The 19972-nt window shown below is 60.1% G+C and carries 16 protein-coding genes; 10 read left to right on the top strand and 6 right to left on the bottom strand.

The window, feature by feature from the left end:
* Positions 1 to 81: 81 nt before the first annotated feature.
* Positions 82 to 522 carry a universal stress protein gene (locus AC3IT6_RS20095; protein WP_008050059.1) on the bottom strand — a complete coding sequence of 147 codons (441 nt, stop codon included), beginning with the start codon at positions 520 to 522 and terminating at the stop codon, positions 82 to 84.
* Positions 523 to 626: 104 nt separating this feature from the next.
* On the opposite strand from AC3IT6_RS20095, the gene AC3IT6_RS20090 reads away from it, so the two are divergent.
* The 7 genes from AC3IT6_RS20090 (at position 627) to AC3IT6_RS20060 (ending at position 9004) form a co-directional block, all read left to right on the top strand.
* The gene (locus AC3IT6_RS20090; protein ID WP_423502096.1) at positions 627 to 1064 is read left to right on the top strand and encodes a hypothetical protein; all 438 of its coding nucleotides are present in this window, start codon (positions 627 to 629) and stop codon (positions 1062 to 1064) included.
* Positions 1065 to 1577: 513 nt separating this feature from the next.
* A complete protein-coding gene (fadB, locus tag AC3IT6_RS20085) occupies positions 1578 to 3725 on the top strand; it encodes a fatty acid oxidation complex subunit alpha FadB (protein ID WP_423502097.1) in 2148 nt (715 codons plus the stop codon).
* A gap of 29 nt (positions 3726 to 3754) precedes the next feature.
* Positions 3755 to 4930, top strand: a complete 1176-nt coding sequence (gene fadA, locus AC3IT6_RS20080; RefSeq protein ID WP_053160736.1) for an acetyl-CoA C-acyltransferase FadA — start codon at positions 3755 to 3757, stop codon at positions 4928 to 4930.
* Between the two features lie 99 nt (positions 4931 to 5029).
* The gene (locus AC3IT6_RS20075) at positions 5030 to 5266 is read left to right on the top strand and encodes a DUF1653 domain-containing protein (protein WP_008050054.1); all 237 of its coding nucleotides are present in this window, start codon (positions 5030 to 5032) and stop codon (positions 5264 to 5266) included.
* Positions 5267 to 5380: 114 nt separating this feature from the next.
* Entirely contained in the window at positions 5381 to 8008 is a 2628-nt protein-coding gene (gene topA / locus AC3IT6_RS20070) for a type I DNA topoisomerase (RefSeq protein WP_150755196.1), read from the top strand.
* A gap of 143 nt (positions 8009 to 8151) precedes the next feature.
* Positions 8152 to 8676 (top strand): DUF6586 family protein, encoded by a 525-nt coding sequence (locus AC3IT6_RS20065; RefSeq protein ID WP_150724703.1) that lies wholly within the window; start codon positions 8152 to 8154, stop codon positions 8674 to 8676.
* 94 nt (positions 8677 to 8770) lie between these two features.
* Complete coding sequence (locus AC3IT6_RS20060) at positions 8771 to 9004, top strand: hypothetical protein (protein ID WP_046041430.1); 234 nt, start codon at positions 8771 to 8773, stop codon at positions 9002 to 9004.
* Positions 9005 to 9097: 93 nt separating this feature from the next.
* Here the strand turns inward: AC3IT6_RS20060 and sulA are convergent, their stop codons facing one another.
* Together sulA and lexA are read right to left on the bottom strand one after the other, a co-directional pair.
* Positions 9098 to 9574 (bottom strand): SOS-induced cell division inhibitor SulA, encoded by a 477-nt coding sequence (gene sulA, locus AC3IT6_RS20055; RefSeq protein WP_489352239.1) that lies wholly within the window; start codon positions 9572 to 9574, stop codon positions 9098 to 9100.
* 10 nt (positions 9575 to 9584) lie between these two features.
* Positions 9585 to 10193, bottom strand: a complete 609-nt coding sequence (lexA, locus tag AC3IT6_RS20050; RefSeq protein WP_007995278.1) for a transcriptional repressor LexA — start codon at positions 10191 to 10193, stop codon at positions 9585 to 9587.
* Positions 10194 to 10422: 229 nt separating this feature from the next.
* Between lexA and AC3IT6_RS20045 the strand changes: the two genes are divergently transcribed.
* The 3 genes from AC3IT6_RS20045 (at position 10423) to AC3IT6_RS20035 (ending at position 13049) form a co-directional block, all read left to right on the top strand.
* A complete protein-coding gene (locus AC3IT6_RS20045) occupies positions 10423 to 11130 on the top strand; it encodes a TetR/AcrR family transcriptional regulator (RefSeq protein ID WP_223442011.1) in 708 nt (235 codons plus the stop codon).
* A gap of 158 nt (positions 11131 to 11288) precedes the next feature.
* A complete protein-coding gene (gene nagZ / locus AC3IT6_RS20040; protein WP_056722002.1) occupies positions 11289 to 12299 on the top strand; it encodes a beta-N-acetylhexosaminidase in 1011 nt (336 codons plus the stop codon).
* Between the two features lie 12 nt (positions 12300 to 12311).
* Positions 12312 to 13049, top strand: a complete 738-nt coding sequence (locus AC3IT6_RS20035; RefSeq protein WP_007974037.1) for an S-methyl-5'-thioinosine phosphorylase — start codon at positions 12312 to 12314, stop codon at positions 13047 to 13049.
* A gap of 144 nt (positions 13050 to 13193) precedes the next feature.
* Here AC3IT6_RS20035 and AC3IT6_RS20030 read toward each other — a convergent pair whose 3' ends face one another.
* Genes AC3IT6_RS20030 through mfd form a run of 3 tightly spaced genes read right to left on the bottom strand, consistent with a single transcriptional unit; the run spans position 13194 to position 19937 of the window.
* On the bottom strand, positions 13194 to 15887 hold the full coding sequence (locus AC3IT6_RS20030) for an SNF2-related protein (protein ID WP_489352236.1): 2694 nt from the start codon (positions 15885 to 15887) through the stop codon (positions 13194 to 13196).
* Between the two features lie 11 nt (positions 15888 to 15898).
* Entirely contained in the window at positions 15899 to 16477 is a 579-nt protein-coding gene (locus tag AC3IT6_RS20025; protein WP_223442024.1) for a CsiV family protein, read from the bottom strand.
* 10 nt (positions 16478 to 16487) lie between these two features.
* Positions 16488 to 19937: a transcription-repair coupling factor gene (gene mfd / locus AC3IT6_RS20020; protein WP_489352233.1), complete on the bottom strand. Its 3450-nt coding sequence runs from the start codon at positions 19935 to 19937 to the stop codon at positions 16488 to 16490.
* Positions 19938 to 19972 lie beyond the last annotated feature (35 nt).

Here is a 19972-nt window from a genome sequence, read left to right as displayed (position 1 = left end):
TTCAACGAATGGGTCGTCTGTCACACCGCTTTCGTCGGAACGCCGCCCGGAGCAAGCCCGCTCCCACAATGATTTGTGTTGTCAGCTTTTGTTTTGCAGACGCACCGCCAGCACATCGCAAGGTGCGCCATGCAACACGTCATTGGCGGTGGAGCCCAGCAGCAGTGCCAGGCCATGCCGGCCATGGCTGCCGACCACTATCAGGTCGCATTGCTGTTCCTTGGCGAAGTGATGGATTTCCTGGCGTGGCTGGCCGTAGGTGAGGTGGCAATTGGAGCCCTCAAGCTCTGAGTATTTGTGCTTCAGGCGTTCAAGACGCTCCTTGGCCTGATCGAACTGCTGCTGTTGCAGTTGTGACAGGTCCATCGGCACGTCGCCGCCGAAGGCCATCGCCATCGGCTCGACAATGTGCACCAGCGACAATTTCGCGCCATTGCTCACCGACAGTTCGCGAGCGCGGTGAATGACAGGGTCGCACTCTTCGGTCAGATCTACAGCGACCAGAATATGGTTGTAGGGCATGAGGTGCTCCTCCTGAGGGATGCAATATTGGTAAGTATGGCTGGTTTCAAGCGCATTGGTTCCAAAGTGACACAATGGGCTCATTCAAATTCGGGAGTACAGATATGACGGTCTGGATAGTGGTGTCAATCCTGCTGGTGGTACTCAGCCCGCTGGCATGGTTGCGCCCCTCACGTGCCCAGAGTGGGCGTATCGCCCTGCGGATGGAGGCCCGGCGCATCGGGCTGGCCATGCAATTGGCACCTCAGGAGTGGCCACACTGGCTCAGCCAGGAGCCGCCGAGCCCCTGCGCCCAGTATCATCGTCCGCGGCGTGGCAGTCAGCCGGCGTGCTGGAGTTACTGGCAAAAATCACCGGGTGTCTGGGTCAATCAATGGCAGGAAATATGTGAAGATCGGCCGCTGCTCGATCATTTCGAAAAATTGCCAGGCAATGTCTTCAAGGTCGAGGCCGACAAGCAAATAATCGCCTTGTATTGGGGCGAAAAGGGCGAGGCCGAGGTGTTGCAACAGATCGATGCCACGCTCAAGGCATTAGCCTGACACCGCAAGCAGTAAAAATCTTCAGGCAATAAAAAGCCCGACAAAATCATCGGGCGGGGTTGGCCAGGCAGGCCGGTAAAGCGGTGTGGGCTGATCTTACGCTGGGCATTCGCCAAAGCGTTCAACTTTTTCCCCTGGTTGCGCCAGCGTAGCTTGTTAAACACGGGCTGCAGCGAATTAGGGCGACTTTTCTAACAATTGATTCTATGAATGACCTTGCATGCTTCGGCGTGTTTAAGGTCTTCGCAGTACGGAAATGACCGGAAAGTCGCGTTTCAACCCGTTTTTCAGGCGATTGACAATTGTCGGAAATTCCGTGAAGGTGACGTACCCAAATCAAACGGGCGTATGAATTGAGCGTTTGTATTTCAGATCGCTCCTACAGAATCCCGACTATCGCGTTGGCGGGTGTGCCGGGGGAATGGGCGTAGCATTGACGATCAACGTCCCTGCCAAGCCATTCGCCTGCGTCCGACGTGTACTGTTCAGCTTCCATATCGTGGAGATCAGTTGATGATTTACGAAGGTAAAGCCATCACGGTTAAGGCTCTTGAAAGTGGCATCGTCGAACTGAAGTTCGACCTCAAGGGTGAGTCCGTCAACAAGTTCAACCGTCTAACCCTGAACGAACTGCGTCAGGCCGTAGACACCATCAAGGCAGATGCTTCGATCAAGGGCGTGATCGTCAGCAGTGGCAAGGACGTCTTCATCGTCGGCGCCGACATCACCGAATTTGTCGACAACTTCAAGCTGCCGGATGCAGAACTTGTTGCTGGCAACCTCGAAGCCAACAAGATTTTCAGCGATTTCGAAGACCTCAACGTCCCGACCGTAGCCGCGATCAACGGCATCGCGTTGGGTGGCGGTCTGGAAATGTGCCTGGCGGCGGACTACCGCGTCATGTCCACCAAGGCCAAGATCGGTCTGCCGGAAGTCAAGCTGGGCATCTACCCGGGCTTCGGCGGTACCGTGCGCCTGCCGCGCCTGATCGGTGCCGACAATGCCATCGAGTGGATTGCCGCCGGCAAGGAAAACCGTCCTGAAGACGCGCTGAAAGTCGGCGCCGTCGACGCAGTGGTTGCTCCAGAGCAGCTGCAGGATGCTGCGCTGGAACTGGTCAAGCGCGCCATCTCCGGCGAGTTCGACTACAAGGCCAAGCGCCAGCCGAAGCTGGAAAAGCTCAAGCTGAACGCCATCGAACAAATGATGGCTTTCGAAACCGCCAAAGGTTTCGTGGCCGGCCAGGCTGGCCCGAACTACCCGGCGCCGGTTGAGGCGATCAAGACCATCCAGAAAGCCGCGAACTTCGGTCGCGACAAGGCGCTGGAAATTGAAGCTGCCGGTTTCGTCAAGCTGGCCAAGACCTCTGCCGCGCAGAGCTTGATCGGCTTGTTCCTGAACGATCAGGAACTGAAGAAGAAGGCCAAGGCCTACGACGAAATCGCCAAGGACGTGAAGCAGGCCGCCGTACTGGGCGCCGGCATCATGGGTGGCGGTATCGCCTACCAGTCGGCTTCCAAAGGCACGCCGATCCTGATGAAGGACATCAACGAGCACGGTATCGAGCAGGGTCTGGCCGAAGCCGCCAAACTGCTGGTTGGCCGCGTTGATAAAGGTCGCATGACCGCCGCGAAAATGGCTGAAGTGCTCAACGGCATCCGTCCAACCCTGTCCTACGGTGATTTCGGTCACGTGGACCTGGTGGTCGAAGCGGTCGTCGAGAACCCGAAGGTCAAGCAAGCCGTACTGGCTGAAGTTGAAGACCAGGTCAAAGAGGACACCATCCTCGCGTCCAACACCTCGACCATTTCCATCACCTTGCTGGCCAAGGCCCTCAAGCGTCCGGAAAACTTCGTCGGCATGCACTTCTTCAACCCGGTGCACATGATGCCGCTGGTGGAAGTGATCCGTGGCGAGAAGTCCAGCGAGCTGGCGGTTGCCACCACCGTTGCCTACGCCAAGAAAATGGGCAAGAACCCGATCGTGGTCAATGACTGCCCGGGCTTCCTGGTCAACCGCGTCCTGTTCCCGTACTTCGGCGGTTTCGCCAAGCTGGTCAGCGCCGGTGTGGACTTCGTCCGTATCGACAAGATCATGGAAAAATTCGGCTGGCCGATGGGCCCGGCCTACCTGATGGACGTGGTCGGCATCGACACCGGTCACCACGGTCGTGACGTGATGGCTGAAGGCTTCCCGGACCGCATGAAGGACGACCGTCGCTCGGCCGTCGACGTGCTCTACGAAGCCAAGCGCCTGGGCCAGAAGAACGGCAAGGGCTTCTACGCCTACGAGACCGACAAGAAGGGCAAGCAGAAGAAAGTCGCCGATCCGTCGGTGCTGGAAGTGCTCAAGCCGATCGTTTACGAGCAGCGCGAAGTCACCGACGAAGACATCATCAACTGGATGATGATCCCGCTGTGCCTGGAAACCGTGCGTTGCCTGGAAGACGGCATCGTCGAAACCGCTGCCGAAGCCGACATGGGTCTGGTCTACGGTATTGGTTTCCCTCCATTCCGTGGCGGTGCGCTGCGTTACATCGACTCGCTCGGTGTGGCAGAGTTCGTCGCCCTGGCTGACCAGTACGCTGATTTGGGCGCGCTGTACCACCCGACCGCGAAGCTGCGCGAAATGGCCAAGAACGGCCAGAGCTTCTTCGGTTAAGCGCCCCCAACTAGAGTGAGAGTGAACTTATGAGCTTGAATCCTAGAGACGTCGTGATTGTCGACTTCGGTCGTACTCCGATGGGCCGCTCCAAGGGCGGCATGCACCGCAACACCCGCGCCGAAGACATGTCGGCGCACCTGATCAGCAAACTGCTGGAACGCAACGTCAAGGTTGACCCGAGCGAAGTCGAAGACGTGATCTGGGGCTGTGTGAACCAGACCCTGGAGCAGGGCTGGAACATCGCGCGCATGGCGTCGCTGATGACCCAGATCCCGCACACCTCGGCCGGCCAGACTGTCAGCCGCCTGTGTGGCTCGTCCATGAGCGCTCTGCATACTGCTGCGCAAGCGATCATGACCGGAAACGGTGACGTTTTCGTGGTTGGTGGCGTCGAGCATATGGGCCACGTGAGCATGATGCACGGTGTCGATCCGAACCCGCACATGTCGCTGTACGCGGCGAAAGCCTCGGGCATGATGGGCCTGACCGCGGAAATGCTGGGCAAGATGCACGGCATCACTCGCGAGCAACAGGACGCTTTCGGCGTGCGCTCCCACCAACTCGCCCACAAGGCGACTGTGGAAGGCAAGTTCAAGGACGAAATCATCCCGATGCAGGGCTACGACGAGAACGGTTTCCTGAAAACCTTCGACTACGACGAAACCATTCGTCCGGAAACCACCCTGGAAAGCCTGGCGGCTCTGAAGCCGGCGTTCAATCCGAAGGGCGGCACCGTGACAGCGGGCACCTCGTCGCAGATCACCGATGGTGCCTCGTGCATGATCGTGATGTCAGCGCAGCGCGCACAGGACCTGGGCATCCAGCCTCTGGCGGTGATTCGCTCGATGGCAGTGGCAGGTGTGGATCCGGCAATCATGGGCTATGGTCCAGTACCGGCCACACAAAAAGCATTGAAGCGCGCGGGTCTGGGTATCTCCGACATCGACTTCTTCGAGCTCAACGAAGCTTTCGCCGCACAGGCCCTGCCGGTGCTGAAAGATCTGAAAGTGCTCGACAAGATGAACGAGAAGGTTAACCTGCACGGCGGCGCGATCGCCCTGGGCCACCCGTTCGGTTGCTCCGGTGCGCGTATCTCCGGCACTTTGCTCAATGTGATGAAGCAGAATGGCGGTACCTTCGGGGTAGCCACCATGTGCATTGGTCTCGGCCAAGGCATCTCCACCGTCTTCGAACGCGTTTAAGCGTTTCGTTGATGGAAGCCGGGGCCAAGTGCCCCGGTTTTTGTTTTTCCGGATTTATTTTTGTTTTTATTTTGAAAAAATTTCAGTGAGGGCCAAAGCATGCCGATACAACCTGGGCTCTACCAACATTACAAAGGTCCGCAGTACCGCGTATTCAGTGTTGCGCGGCATTCGGAAACCGAAGAAGAAGTGGTCTTCTATCAAGCCCTGTATGGCGATTACGGCTTTTGGGTGCGTCCCTTGAGCATGTTCCTGGAGTCTGTCGAAGTTGACGGCGAACAGGTGCCACGCTTTGCTTTGGTGCAGGCCGAAGAAAGCCTTTTCAACAAGCCATAAGCTGAGTGCGCGCAAAACCCTGCGCTTGACCTCACCTTGTTGCCACTATATATAGCGGTGCCGCGTCAGGCGCCAACCGCCTTTCACTTCTCGAATTCAGGAATTTTCTGATCCATGGGCAAATCGCTGGTCATTGTGGAATCCCCGGCTAAGGCCAAGACCATCAACAAGTATTTGGGCAACGAATACGTGGTGAAGTCGAGTATCGGCCATATCCGAGACCTGCCCACCAGCGGTTCGGCTAGCGCCAGCAAAGAGCCAGCCGCCAAGCGCGGCAAGGCTGCTGCGGGTGAAGTGCCGGCACTGTCGCCGAAAGAAAAGGCGCGCAAGCAACTGGTCGCGCGCATGGGTGTCGATCCGGATCATGGCTGGAAAGCCAAGTACGAGATCCTCCCGGGCAAGGAAAAAGTCATCGAAGAGCTGCGCCGGCTCGCCAAGGATGCTGACACCATCTATCTCGCAACCGACTTGGACCGCGAGGGGGAAGCCATTGCCTGGCACCTGCGCGAAGCCATCGGTGGTGACGACACCCGCTACAAGCGCGTGGTGTTCAACGAAATTACCAAGAAGGCGATCCAGGAAGCCTTCTCAAAACCAGGCGAGCTGGATATCGATCGTGTCAATGCCCAGCAGGCGCGTCGTTTTCTCGATCGCGTCGTGGGCTACATGGTTTCGCCACTGCTGTGGGCCAAGATCGCTCGCGGTCTGTCCGCCGGTCGCGTGCAATCGGTTGCCGTGAAACTGGTCGTTGAGCGTGAGCGCGAGATCCGTGCGTTCATCCCGGAAGAATACTGGGAAGTTCACGCCGACCTCGGTACCGCCAAAGGCGCGACCGTGCGTTTCGACGTGGCTCGCGAAAAGGGCGAAGCCTTCAAGCCGCTCAACGAAACCCAGGCCATGGCCGCGCTGGAGAAGCTCAAGGCTTCCAGCTACAGCATCGTCAAGCGCGAAGACAAGCCGACCAGCAGCAAGCCGTCGGCACCGTTCATCACCTCCACCCTGCAGCAGGCCGCGAGTAACCGCCTGGGCTTCGGTGTGAAGAAGACCATGATGATGGCCCAGCGTTTGTACGAAGCCGGCTACATCACCTACATGCGTACCGACTCCACCAACCTCTCGGTTGATGCCGTGGCGATGGCGCGTACCTATATTGAAGGCGAGTTCGGCAAGAAGTACCTGCCGGAAACCCCGAACGTCTACAGCAGCAAGGAAGGCGCACAAGAGGCTCACGAAGCGATTCGTCCGTCCGACGCCAATACCGAGCCAAGCAAGCTGTCGGGCATGGAGCGTGACGCTGAGCGCCTCTACGAGCTGATCTGGCGCCAGTTCCTCGCTTGCCAGATGCTGCCGGCGCAATACCTGTCGACTACGGTCACTGTGGGTGCCGGCGACTTCGAGCTGCGCGCCAAGGGCCGCATCCTGAAGTTCGACGGTTACACCCGCGTCATGCCGCAAATCGCCAAGCCAGGCGATGACGACGTACTGCCGGACATGGCCCAGGGCGACGCGATGAAGCTGATCAAGCTTGATCCGACCCAGCACTTCACCAAGCCGCCGGCGCGTTACTCGGAAGCCAGCCTGGTAAAAGAAATGGAAAAACGCGGCATCGGTCGTCCTTCGACCTACGCGGCGATCATTTCGACCATCCAGGACCGCGGCTACGTGGCGCTGCACAACCGTCGTTTCTACTCGGAAAAGATGGGCGACATCGTCACCGAGCGTCTGGCCGAGAGCTTCTCCAACCTGATGGACTACGGCTTCACCGCCGGCATGGAAGAGCATCTCGATGACGTGGCCCAGGGCGAACGCGACTGGAAAAACGTACTCGACGAGTTCTACGGCGACTTCAAGAAGAAACTCGAAGTAGCCGAAAGCCCGGAAAACGGCATGCGGGCCAATCAGCCGGTCATGACTGACATTCCGTGCACCACCTGCGGTCGACCGATGCAGATCCGTACCGCGTCGACCGGTGTGTTCCTCGGTTGCTCGGGCTACAGCCTGCCGCCGAAAGAACGCTGCAAGGCCACCGTCAACCTGGTGCCGGGCGACGAAATCGCTGCGGACGACGAGGGTGAGTCGGAGTCGCTGGTGTTGCGTGGCAAGCATCGCTGCCCGATCTGCAGCACGGCGATGGATGCCTACCTGCTCGATGAAAAGCGCAAGCTGCACATCTGCGGTAACAACCCGGATTGCGATGGCTACGAAATCGAAGAGGGCACTTATCGCATCAAAGGCTATGAAGGTCCGAGCCTGGAGTGCGACAAGTGTGGCAGCGAGATGCAGCTCAAGACCGGCCGTTTCGGCAAGTTCTTCGGTTGCACCAATGCTACCTGCAAGAACACCCGAAAACTGCTGAAGAGCGGTGATGCGGCGCCGCCGAAGATGGATCCGGTGAAGATGCCTGAGCTGAAGTGCGAAAAGGTCAACGACACCTACATCCTGCGCGACGGTGCATCCGGTCTGTTCCTGGCGGCCAGCCAGTTCCCGAAAAACCGCGAGACCCGTGCTCCGCTGGTGATGGAAATCGTCCCGCACAAGGATGAGATCGATCCGAAGTATCACTTCCTCTGCGAAGCGCCGAAGAAAGATCCGGATGGCCTCCCGACTGTGATTCGTTACAGTCGCAAGACCAAGGAACAGTACGTGCAGACCGAGGTCGAGGGTAAGCCGACTGGCTGGAAAGCGTTCTACGACGGCGGCAAGTGGACGGTCGAAGACAAGCGCCCGGCAGCGAAGGCGTAAAGCGTCGCGGCACTGAAAAGGCCGCATGAGAACCCTCGGGTTTTCATGCGGCCTTTATTGTTTTGGGCTTGCGGTCGGATCGGCTGATCCACGACACTGTCCAACCTGCATGAAGCAATTATTTCGTTGTGGAGGCTGCCGTCATGGCCCACGAACTGTATACCCGTACCAATCAGAAGATTTATTTCGCCGGCTTGTCGCTCGAAGCACTGGCCCGCACTGAAGAGGGGCGGGCGATGAATTCGCTGGCGCTGATCCAGGCCGGACGCGAATCCGCGCTGTTTCACCTGTACGGCGCGCTGTTGGGTCTGTGTCACGAAATCGCCGGTTTCTATCGCTTGCCCCAGGCCAATGCACCCCGTGCAGAGTTGTTGCTGACTCGCGAGGTGCTGGAAACCATCGCCATTCCGGAAATGGCTGAGCTGGTCGAGTTGGCCAATAACCCGGAGACCTGGCTGGCCAAGCTGTTGGCCGCCCATGCTGCGCTGTTTCAGCCGCCACGCGCACCCCACAAGCCGAAAGGGGACGTGACCCAGCCACTGATTCAGGCTGTCAATCTGGATGAAGAGGAGGCAGTGGAGGAGCTGAGTCGGGAGGAGCTGGAGAGCTGGCGCCAGAATCTGAAGGGGTTGGCGATCCGCTTTCGTGAAGGCCTGAACGAGTGCTGACAGAAACATTTTTGGGATGACATCTGGTCAAGATCCCAAGCGAAGCCCGCGCGATGCCTATATAATCCCCGCCTTTCGTGGAGAACAGTCCTTTATGCCAACGTCCTTTCTAGAAATTGTCGAGTTACCAGACGGCCGTATCGAGCTGCGCAGGGCCGAGGACGAGGGTTCTCTGGTTACTTTGGATTTCTCCGAGGACGCCAAGGCATTCCTGCAGGGGCAGCACGTGGAGGTCGCCAAGGCGATGTTGAGCGTGGGTGTTCAGATGGCGGGTCGCCTGGTTGAAGGCGAATTCGACAAGGAAGAGGGGTCGCGGGTTCTTCATTGACCCCCGTCTGTCGCTTTTCTTGATGTCGTTACTCATCGGCTTCTCTGTCCCTGGAGAAGCCTCACGCGGTGAAGCACGCGTCTTGTCTGCCAGTTAACCCAATCGAATATTCAGGCTCTGAGCGTCCCCGGTACGGGCGGCGCTGATCAGTTGTTGCCGCGCTTGGGGGCTCAACGGGTTGATCCAGCTGACCACCGTGTGGCTGCGACCCAGGCGCAGGGCTTCGCAGGTCAATTGCTGGGCGCTCTGGGTGCCCCGCGGTTGCAGCAACAGAATGCGCTCGCGATTGAGGCCGGCATCTCGCAACCAGGCTTGAGTCAGGCTGGCGGGCGGCGCGATCAGTGTCAGCCAGCGTGCGTCCTGGTCCTGGCTCAATTCCCTGAGGATCGGTGCCAGGAGGTTCAGGCAGTTCCCGGCTGCACCACGCAGTGACAGCTCGCTGAAAACGTCAGGTTCGGCGCTCCAGGGGGACTCGACTACGTCTTTCAGGATCGGCGCCAATGGCTGTGCCATGAACGCTTCGAACAACGGCAGTTGGGTTTGCTGTGGTGATGGCTGTGGGAACTGCATGGAGCCTCCTTTAGCGGCGAATGACGCCGACACTCAAGCCTTCGATCACCAGTTCCTGGTCTTGAAGGTTCACTTCAATAGGGGCGAACTCGGGGTTCTCGGCGATCAGCCAGACTTTGCTGCCGTCACGCTTGAAGCGCTTGACGGTCACTTCGTCGCCGATTCGCGCCACCACGATCTGGCCGTTACGGGCTTCGCGGGTGGTGTGGACCGCCAGCAGGTCGCCGTCGAAAATGCCGATATCCTTCATGCTCATCCCGTGGACGCGCAGCAGGTAGTCAGCGCGCGGATGGAAGAAGGCGGGATTGATGTTGCAGGACTCTTCGATGTGTTGCTGCGCAAGAATCGGGGCGCCGGCTGCGACCCGGCCAATGATCGGCAGGGTGGAGTCGTCGGCCTTGGCTTCGAAGCCAGGAATGCGGATGCCACGGGAGGCGCCAGGCGTCATCTCGATTGCACCCTTGCGGGCCAGTGCCTTGAGGTGTTCTTCCGCCGCATTGGGTGACTTGAAACCCAGTTCCTGAGCGATTTCCGCGCGGGTGGGTGGATACCCGTTGTCTTCCAGGCAGCGTTTGATGAAGGCCAGAATCTCTGCTTGTCGTGGCGTCAGCTTTAGCATATCGATCGCTCTGTTTTTTTATACAGTGACTGGGATTATATACAGTGAGGCGGTCTTGGCAATGCCCCATTTTTCAGTCGCCGCCGGACGGTCGAACAGTCAGTGGATTGAAGCTTCGCCGTTGTGTGGTTAAATGTCTGACCGACCATTCCCGAAACGAACTGCCAGACTTGACAATGCACAGGCTGAAACGTATGTTTCAAACAAGTGTTTGTCAGGCGGAGTAGCCATGGCCCAGTCGGAAACCGTTGAACGCATTCTTGATGCTGCCGAGCAGTTGTTCGCGGAAAAAGGTTTCGCCGAAACCTCGTTGCGCCTGATCACCAGCAAGGCCGGTGTCAACCTGGCAGCGGTGAACTATCACTTCGGTTCGAAGAAGGCGTTGATCCAGGCGGTTTTCTCGCGGTTCCTCGGGCCGTTCTGCATCAGTCTCGATAAAGAGCTGGAGCGGCGCCAGGCCAAGCCCGACATCAAGCCTACTCTCGAAGAGTTGCTGGAAATCCTTGTCGAGCAGGCACTGGTGGTGCAACCGCGCAGTGGCAACGACCTGTCTATCTTCATGCGTTTGCTGGGGCTGGCGTTCAGCCAGAGCCAGGGGCACTTGCGTCGTTATCTGGAAGACATGTACGGCAAGGTGTTCCGCCGCTACATGATGCTGGTCAACGAAGCGGCGCCACGTATTCCGCCCATCGAACTGTTCTGGCGCGTGCACTTCATGCTGGGTGCGGCGGCGTTCAGCATGTCCGGTATCAAGGCCTTGCGCGCGATTGCCGAAACCGATTTCGGCGTGAACACCTCCATCGAGCAGGTCATGCGCCTGATGGTGCCATTCCTGGCTGCCGGCATGCGTGCCGAATCCGGTGTGACGGATGTGGCCATGGCCACGGCCCAGTTGCGTCCACGCAGCAAATCGACTCCGGTTGCCGCCAAGGTTTAACCGCACACGGGTGGGCGCGGCAGCTGACATCCGCTAAGCTAGCCGCCCATGCCGACTCTCGTTCTGAACCCGTTTCCCATTGATATCGCCGACCTGCCGGGCACTGTGCCAGGCGGCGAATCCGTGTGGGCCGGGTTAACTGTTATCAAGGAATTTTTATGACTGCTGGCTTGCAAGGCTCGTTGATGGTGGACGTCGCCGGTACCTGGCTGACGGCTGAAGATCGCCAATTGTTGCGCCAGCCCGAAGTGGGTGGCCTGATCATTTTTGCCCGTAACATCGAGCACCCACGCCAGGTGCGTGAATTGAGTGCGGCGATCAGAGCCATTCGTCCGGATCTGCTATTGGCGGTGGATCAAGAGGGTGGCCGCGTGCAGCGCCTGCGCCAGGGTTTCGTGCGCTTGCCCGCCATGCGCGCCATTGCCGACAATCCGAACGCCGAATACCTGGCCGAGCAGTGCGGCTGGATCATGGCGACCGAAGTGTTGGCCGTTGGCCTGGACCTGAGCTTCGCCCCGGTGCTCGACCTCGATTACCAGCGCAGCGCCGTTGTCGGCACCCGTTCGTTCGAAGGTGATCCCGAGCGCGCTGCCTTGCTCGCGGGTGCATTCATCCGCGGCATGAATAGCGCCGGGATGGCGGCTACCGGCAAGCATTTCCCTGGCCATGGCTGGGCTGAAGCGGATTCCCACGTCGCGATTCCCAACGACGAGCGCAGTCTCGACGAGATCCGCGCCAATGACCTGGTGCCGTTTGCCAAATTGAGCAAGCAACTGGCCGCGGTCATGCCGGCCCACGTTATTTATCCACAAGTCGATTCCCAGCCCGCTGGTTTCTCCCGCCGCTGGTTGCAGGACATCCTGCGCGGCGAGTTGCAGTTCGATGGCGTGATCTTCAGTGACGACTTGTCCATGGCAGGCGCTCACGTGGTCGGCGATGCCGCCAGCCGTATCGAAGCGGCGCTGACTGCCGGTTGCGACATGGGCCTGGTGTGCAACGATCGAGCGGCCGCCGAACTGGCCCTGAGCGCTGCGCAACGCCTGAAGGTCAAGCCTTCCGAGCGCATTGCGCGGATGCGCGGCCAGTCGTTCGCCAGTACCGAATACCGTCAAGACCCGCGCTGGCTGGCCGCTGTCGGCGCGCTCAAAGAAGCTCAATTGATTGATTAAGGACTGTTCGTTATGACGGTTTACGCGATTATCGGTGGCACTGGCCTGACTCAACTCGAAGGCCTGAGCATTCGCCAGTCACTGGCAGTGGACACGCCTTATGGCGCGCCTTCGGCCGACGTTCAGATCGGCGAGTATGCCGGCAAGGAAGTGCTGTTCCTCGCGCGTCACGGTCATCCCCATCGTTTTCCGCCGCATCAGGTCAACTACCGCGCCAACCTCTGGGCGCTGAAGCAGGCCGGTGCCGAAGCCATTCTGGCGGTCAACGCCGTGGGCGGCATCCATGCCGCGATGGGCACCGGGCATTTCTGCGTGCCGCATCAGTTGATCGACTACACCAGCGGTCGTGAGCACACCTACTTTGCCGATGACCTGGAACACGTTACCCATATCGACTTCAGCTACCCCTACAGCGAACCATTGCGCCAGCAATTGATTGCGGCATTGGCAGCGGAAGGTGTGGGCTACAGCAGTCATGGCGTGTATGCCTGCACGCAAGGGCCGCGCCTGGAGACAGTGGCTGAAATCGCCCGACTGGAGCGCGATGGCTGCGACATCGTCGGCATGACCGGTATGCCGGAAGCGGCCCTGGCTCGCGAGCTGGAACTGGATTACGCCTGTCTGGCGCTGGTGGTGAACCCGGCGGCGGGCAAGTCGACGGCGGTGATCACCATGGCCGAGATCGAGCAGGCGTTGCATGACGGCATGGGCAAGGTGAAATCGACACTGGCGCGGGTGCTCAAGGGCTGAGTCAGGCGCTATACCGAGTCGCTCCCTTCGCGAGCAAGCCCGCTCCCACATTTGATTTGTGTTTAACCTCAACAGTGGAGGCAACACAAAAACACTGTGGGAGCGGGCTTGCCCGCGAAGAGGCCGGATCAGGCGCCGAAAGTCTCAACGCTTTTCAAGGTTTTCCGGCAGCGGCGCAAACAGCGCCTCGATATCATCGCTCTGCAGCTTCCAGTCCCCGGCCTTGCGCCCATCCAATACACCGGCCGCGAGGTCGGATTTTTCCTTTTGCAGGTGCTGAATCTTTTCTTCCACCGTGCCGCGCGCAATCAACTTATAGACAAACACCGGCTTCTCCTGGCCGATGCGATATGCGCGGTCGGTCGCCTGGTTTTCCGTCGCCGGGTTCCACCACGGGTCGTAATGAATCACCGTGTCGGCCTCGGTCAGGTTCAGGCCAACGCCACCGGCCTTCAGGCTGATCAGAAATATCTGACGCTTGCCACTCTGGAATTCCTTCACCGGGGTGCGGCGGTCGCGGGTCTGGCCGGTCAGCAGGGCGTAGGCCACGCCGCGTTTGTTCAGTTCGTCTTCGATCAGTGACAGCATCGAGGTGAACTGCGAGAACAGCAGGATCCGTCGACCTTCCTCGAACAATTCCTCGAGCATTTCCATCAGGCTGTCGAGCTTGCCCGACGTGCCGCCACGGCTTGGCAGGGTCGCCTCGTTGACCAGGCGCAAGTCGCAGCAAACCTGGCGCAGCTTGAGCAGTGCTTCGAGAATGATGATCTGGCTGCGGGCCACGCCTTTGCGGGTGATCTCGTCGCGGACTTTCTTGTCCATGGCCAGGCGCATGGTTTCGTACACGTCGCGCTGGGCCTCGTTGAGTTCGACCCAGTGGATGATCTCGGTTTTCGGCGGCAGCTCGGTGGCCACCTGTTCCTTGGTGCGGCGCAGCAGGAAAGGTTTGATCCGGCCGTTGAGGTGCTGGAGCCTGACCTCGCTGGTGCGTTTTTCAATCGGCACGCGGTAATCGCGGTTGAAGCTTTTGACGTCGCCCAGCCAGCCGGGCAAGAGGAAGTGAAACAACGACCAGAGTTCGCCGAGATGGTTTTCCAGCGGTGTGCCGCTCAGGCACAGGCGCTGCCGGGCATTGAGCTCGCGGGCAGCCTGTGCGGCCTTGCTGCTCGGGTTCTTGATGTATTGCGCTTCATCCAGCACCAGTATGTGCAAAGGCTGCGCCGCCAGGCGTTCGACATCCTTGGGCAGCAGCGCATAGGTGGTCAGGATCAGATCGTAGTCAGCCAGCTTGTCGAAGTGCTTTTTGCGGCTGGCACCGTACAGCGCCAGTACCTTGAGCTGCGGCGTAAAGTGCGCCGCTTCGTCGAGCCAGTTGGGGATCAGGCTGGTCGGCATCACCACCATGCACGGCCGATCGAGGCGGCCGGCGTTTTTCTCGCTCAGCACGTGCGCCAGTGTCTGCAGGGTTTTGCCCAGGCCCATGTCGTCCGCGAGAATTCCACCCACCTCCAGCTGCCGCAGCGATTGCATCCAGCTCAAGCCCTCAAGCTGATACGGACGCAGCGTCGCATTCAGGCCGTCCGGGGCGGTGGCCGTGTGGTTCTTGATGTCACGCAGGCGCTGGGCAAAGGTGCGGATCTGTTCGCCACCCTCCCAGAGCAGTGGCATGTCTTCCAGCGGGTTCAGGCGCGTGGCATCGGCCTTGCTCAGGCGCAGCGTGGTGTCGCCGGGCTCCTGCAGGTAGAACTCGCCGAGGGTGGCCAGCACCGGCTTCAAGCGGCCGAAGGGCAGGGCGACTTGCAGTGGGCCGTGCTCGGAGTTCGGGCGATTGGGGATATTGACCAGGATCAGCTCGTCGTCGCGGCGTCGGGCCAGGCGTTCCGGGTTGAGGATTTCGGTGTGCGAGCGCATCAGGTTAAGCAGGATCGGCAACAGGCTCAGGCGTTCGCCATTGACGATGATTCCCAGTTCCAGATCGAACCAGTCGCGCTCCGGAGCCTGTTCGACCGTGGCGTACCAGTCGTCTACCGCGGTCAGGTCGAAACCGAAGTCCTCGTCGATCTGCAATTCCCAGCCCTGGGTGCGCAGCTTCGGCAGTTCATTGAGGGTAAAGGTCAGCCAGGCGCTGTCATTGACCATCTCGAACAGCTCGCCGGCACTTTCCGGCAAGGCCTTGCTTTGCCGGGTGGCGACTTTGAAGCCGAGGATTCGCAATTGTTCCCGGTAGGACTGTTCCACTTCCGGGTGGCGTTTTATCCGCAGCGTCTGGATTTCCTGGCGTATCAGGATGTCGGCGTTTTTCTGCCCGCAAACGTACTCGTCCAGGTAACTGAAGGACAGTGCCGCCCGATGCTGGATGTAGCGCTGCATTCGGCCGTTGCGCGGTTCGAACGCGCTGAACTCGATGCTGGCCAGCCACAGGCGCGGTACCGGTTGCACGTTGTCCACCAGCACTTGCGGCGGGGCTTTCGGGCTGCGGTTTTCCAGGACTGCCTGGAGCTTTTCCAGGAGTTCGGCGTCTTTGGCGGCAGCGGGGTAGTCGAGGGTTTCCTGCACTTGCAGGAGCACCGCTGCACAATGTTTGCAGTTGTTGTGGACCGGACAGGAGCAGGTGGCGTCGACCATCAGTAGCGTGCCTTTGGCTGACTCGCGCAGGCGAATGGTCTGACGGTAAACGTTACCGCCAGAGCCTTCGCAGGCGGCAATGATCGTGGCGTCGCCGGCCTCGACGATCCTGACACGATTCTCCAGCGCGTAGCGGCGGCCACGCTCCAGGCTCTGTTCCTTGAATCGGCTGACCCAGGACGGTGCCAGGGGTTTGCTCAGGGTCGCGGACATAGAGACTTCAATCAGTCCGGAATTTCTTCGGGAGCTGCTCGGGGGGCGGGAGCGGTCAGCGAAGTGATCTTGATCAGCAGGCCGAGGTGCCCGTTGTCGAGGAAATTCAACTGGCCGTTCTTGGTGTGGCTTTCCTGTTTCAGACGCTCGCTGGCGGTCACCATGCCATTGGCATCGATCTGGTTGACCCAGAAATCGGCGTCGACGTCGGTAAAGCGTCCCAGCGTCATGTTCAATGTGCCCTCGATCGGGAACTGACCATACTGTTCCTTGCCGTCGCTGATCGCCACTTTGCTGGCAGTTTCGCCGAGGGGCTGTTGCCAGGCCTTGTGCAGCAACACCGTGTAGTCGGCGCTGCTGGTGAGTTTTTCCACCTCGCCATTCAGGCTTGGCGTACGCAGGCTGTCGGGGCTGACCGGTTGGGCGCCAGCCGCCCAGTCTTCCGGTGCGGCGCGGCTGACAACCGCCGGCACGGCGTTTTGACGGACCAGAATCATTTCGACCTGATACAGGTCATCGGCATATGCCGTGGGTGCGACCAGCGCTGGCATCAACAGGGTCAGCAAGGTCAGAGAGCGAAACAGGCGCATGCGGCGTCCTTCAAGCAGTTTTCGGAACGAGGCGCTCGAACAGCGCCTCTACAGTATTAAAGCGCTCTTCCGGGCGCTCCATCGGAACCATGAACTTGAACATCGTGGCGCCTTCGAATTTGTAGCGTTTTGGCTGGCTCTGGATCAGTTTGATCAGGGTCAGCGGGTCGACCGGCGTCTGTGCCGCGAACTCGACGCGACCGCCTTGCGGGCCGCCATCGACTTTCTTGATGCCCAGTAGCTCGGCCTGCAATTTCAATGCTGTGATGCGGATCAGGTTCTTGGTCGGTTCCGGCAACAGGCCGAAACGGTCGATCATCTCTACCTGCAAATCCTTGAGGCCGTCCTCATCGGTGGCCGAGGCAATGCGCTTGTAGAGAATCAGGCGGGCGTGGACATCCGGCAGGTAGTCTTCCGGGATCAGCGCCGGTACCCGCAAGTTGACTTCCGGACCGCCGCCGAGCGGTTGATCGAGGTTTGGCTGCTCGCCCTTGCGGATCGATTTCACCGCGCGCTCGAGCATTTCCATGTACAGCGTGAAGCCGACAGCCTGGATCTGCCCGCTCTGACCGTCACCGAGCAGTTCGCCGGCGCCACGGATTTCCAGGTCGTTGGTGGCGAGCACGAAGCCCGCGCCGAGGTCCTGGGTGTTGGCAATCGCTTCCAGGCGCTTTTCCGCGTCCGGGGTGATTTGCTGGCGCGGCGGCGTCAACAGGTAGGCGTAGGCCTGGTGGTGGCTGCGTCCGACCCGGCCGCGCAACTGGTGCAGTTGTGCCAGGCCGAACTTGTCGGCGCGCTCGATGATGATGGTGTTGGCGCTCGGCACGTCGATGCCGGTCTCGATGATGGTCGAGGCGATCAGCACGTTGAAGCGCTTGTGATAGAAGTCGCTCATCACCTGTTCGAGATCGCGCTCGCGCATCTGCCCGTGACCGATGCCGATCCGTGCTTCCGGCACCAGTTCGGCCAGATCGGCGGCGCATTTGTCGATGGTTTTCACGTCGTTGTGCAGGTAGTAGACCTGGCCGCCACGCAGCAACTCACGCAGCAAGGCCTCTTTGACCGTGCTCTTGTTCTGCTCCATGACGAAGGTGCGTACCGACAGGCGACGGGCCGGCGGCGTGGCGATGATCGACAGGTCGCGCATGCCCGACACCGCCATGTTCAGCGTGCGCGGAATCGGCGTGGCGGTCAGGGTCAGGATGTCGACTTCGCTGCGCAGGGCCTTGAGCTGTTCTTTCTGGCGCACGCCGAAACGGTGTTCCTCGTCGATGATCACCAGCCCGAGGTTTTTGATCTTCACGTCGTCCTGCAGCAGCTTGTGCGTGCCGATGACGATGTCGATCTTGCCTTCGGCCAGGTCCGCAACCGCCGCATTCACTTCCTTGGCCGACTTGAAGCGGCTCATCACTTCCACGCTCACCGGCCAGTCGGCAAAGCGGTCGCGGAAGCTGTTGTAATGCTGTTGGGCGAGCAGGGTGGTCGGCACCAGGATCGCCACCTGGCGTCCACCGTGGACTGCAATGAACGCGGCGCGCATCGCCACTTCGGTCTTGCCGAAGCCGACGTCGCCGCACACCAGGCGATCCATTGGCTTGGGCGCGAGCATGTCTTCGCGCACCGCTTCGATGGTGGTTTGCTGATCCGGGGTTTCTTCGAACGGGAAACCGGCGCTGAAGGTGGCGTAGTCGGCTTTCGGATCGGCAAAGGCATAACCTTCGCGGGCGGCGCGGCGTGCATAGATGTCGAGCAACTCGGCGGCCACGTCGCGCACCTGTTCGGCGGCTTTGCGCTTGGCTTTTTGCCAGGTCTCGGAGCCGAGGCGGTGCAGCGGGGCCAGGGCATCGTCGCTGCCGGTGTAGCGGGCGATCAGGTGCAGGTTGGCCACCGGCACATAGAGCTTGGCGCCTTCGGCGTATTCCAGGGCGAGGAATTCGGCGGTCTGGCTGTCGATTTCCAGGGTCGCCAGGCCCAGGTAGCGACCGACGCCGTGGTCGATGTGCACCACCGGTGCACCTTCGCGCAGCTCGGTGAGGTTCTTGATCACGGCATCGTTGTTGGCATCGGTGCGCTTTTCGCGGCGACGGCGCTGCATCACGCGCTGGCCGAACAACGGGCTTTCGGCAACCAGGGCCAGGGCCGGGTCGTCCAGCAGCAAGCCTTCGTCGAGCGGGGCGATGGTAATCGCCAGGCGATCCTTGCCGGCGACAAAGTCTGGCCAGCTGTCGACGGTCTTCGGTCGCAGCTTCAGGCGTTCCAGCAGTTCCAGCAGCACTTCGCGGCGGCCTGCCGATTCGGCGGTAAACAGCACGCGACCGGGGAACTGGTCAAGGAACTCTGCCAGTGCGGCCAACGGTTGGGTGGCTTTGGCTTCGATCGCCAGGTTGGGCAACTCGCGTGCCGGGAAACGCTCGCGACCGCTACCGCTTTCTACATCCTGTTGACTGGCCACCACGCGCGGCCAGTTCTTCAGGCGCGCGAAGCAGTCTTCCACCGGCAGGAACAGTTCGGCGGGCGGTAATAAAGGACGGGACGGGTCGACGCGGCGTTCTTCATAGCGATTGCGCACGTCGTTCCAGAAGTTTTCCGCGGCTTGCTCGATGCCCGGCAGGGAAAACACTTGCGTGTCCTGGGGCAAGTAATCGAACAGCGTCGAGGTTTCTTCGAAGAACAGCGGCAGGTAGTACTCGATACCGGCCGGGGTAATCCCGCTGCTCAAGTCCTGGAAAATCGGGCAGCGGCGGAAATCGACGTCAAAACGCTCGCGGAACCTGGCCTTGAAGCGAGTGACCGCTTCTTTCTGTAGCGGGAATTCCTTGGCCGGCAATAGCTTGACCGAGTTGACCTTGTCGATGGAGCGCTGGTTCTCCGGGTCGAAGGTGCGCAGGGTTTCGATTTCGTCGTCGAACAGATCGATGCGATACGGCAGCTTGCTGCCCATCGGGAACAGATCGATCAGCGAACCGCGAACGGTGAACTCGCCGTGTTCATACACGGTATCGACGTAGCGATAGCCCGTGGCTTCAAGGCGGGTGCGCATTTGCTCGACGTCGAGCTTCTGGCCGATATCCAGCACCAGGCTGCTGCCGAGCAGGAATTTGGTCGGTGCCAGGCGGTGCAAGGCGGTCGTGATCGGCACCACCAGCACGCCATGGCTCAGTTCCGGCAGCCGGTACAGGCTGGCGATGCGCTGGGAAATGATGTCCTGGTGCGGCGAGAACAGGTCGTAGGGCAGGGTTTCCCAGTCGGGAAAGTGCAATACGGGCAAATCCGGGGCGAAGAAGCCCAGCTCCTGTTCCAGCCGTTCGGCACTTTGGCTGTCGGCGGTCAGCAGCAGGGTAAAGCGCTTGGCAGCGCTGGCGGCCTCGGCGATGGCCAGGCTCAGGGCGGCACCGGGCAGGTTGCCCCAGTGCTGTTTACCTGCCGCGGCAGGGAGAAGCGGTAGACGCAGAACGGGCACGGAAGGTTGAGCTCCAAGCGTTGCGACAAAGTCGG

Source organism: Pseudomonas sp. KH_017 (assembly GCF_057840285.1).
Note: the sequence above shows the minus strand (reverse complement) of the source record. Positions and strands in the feature narration are given on the sequence as shown.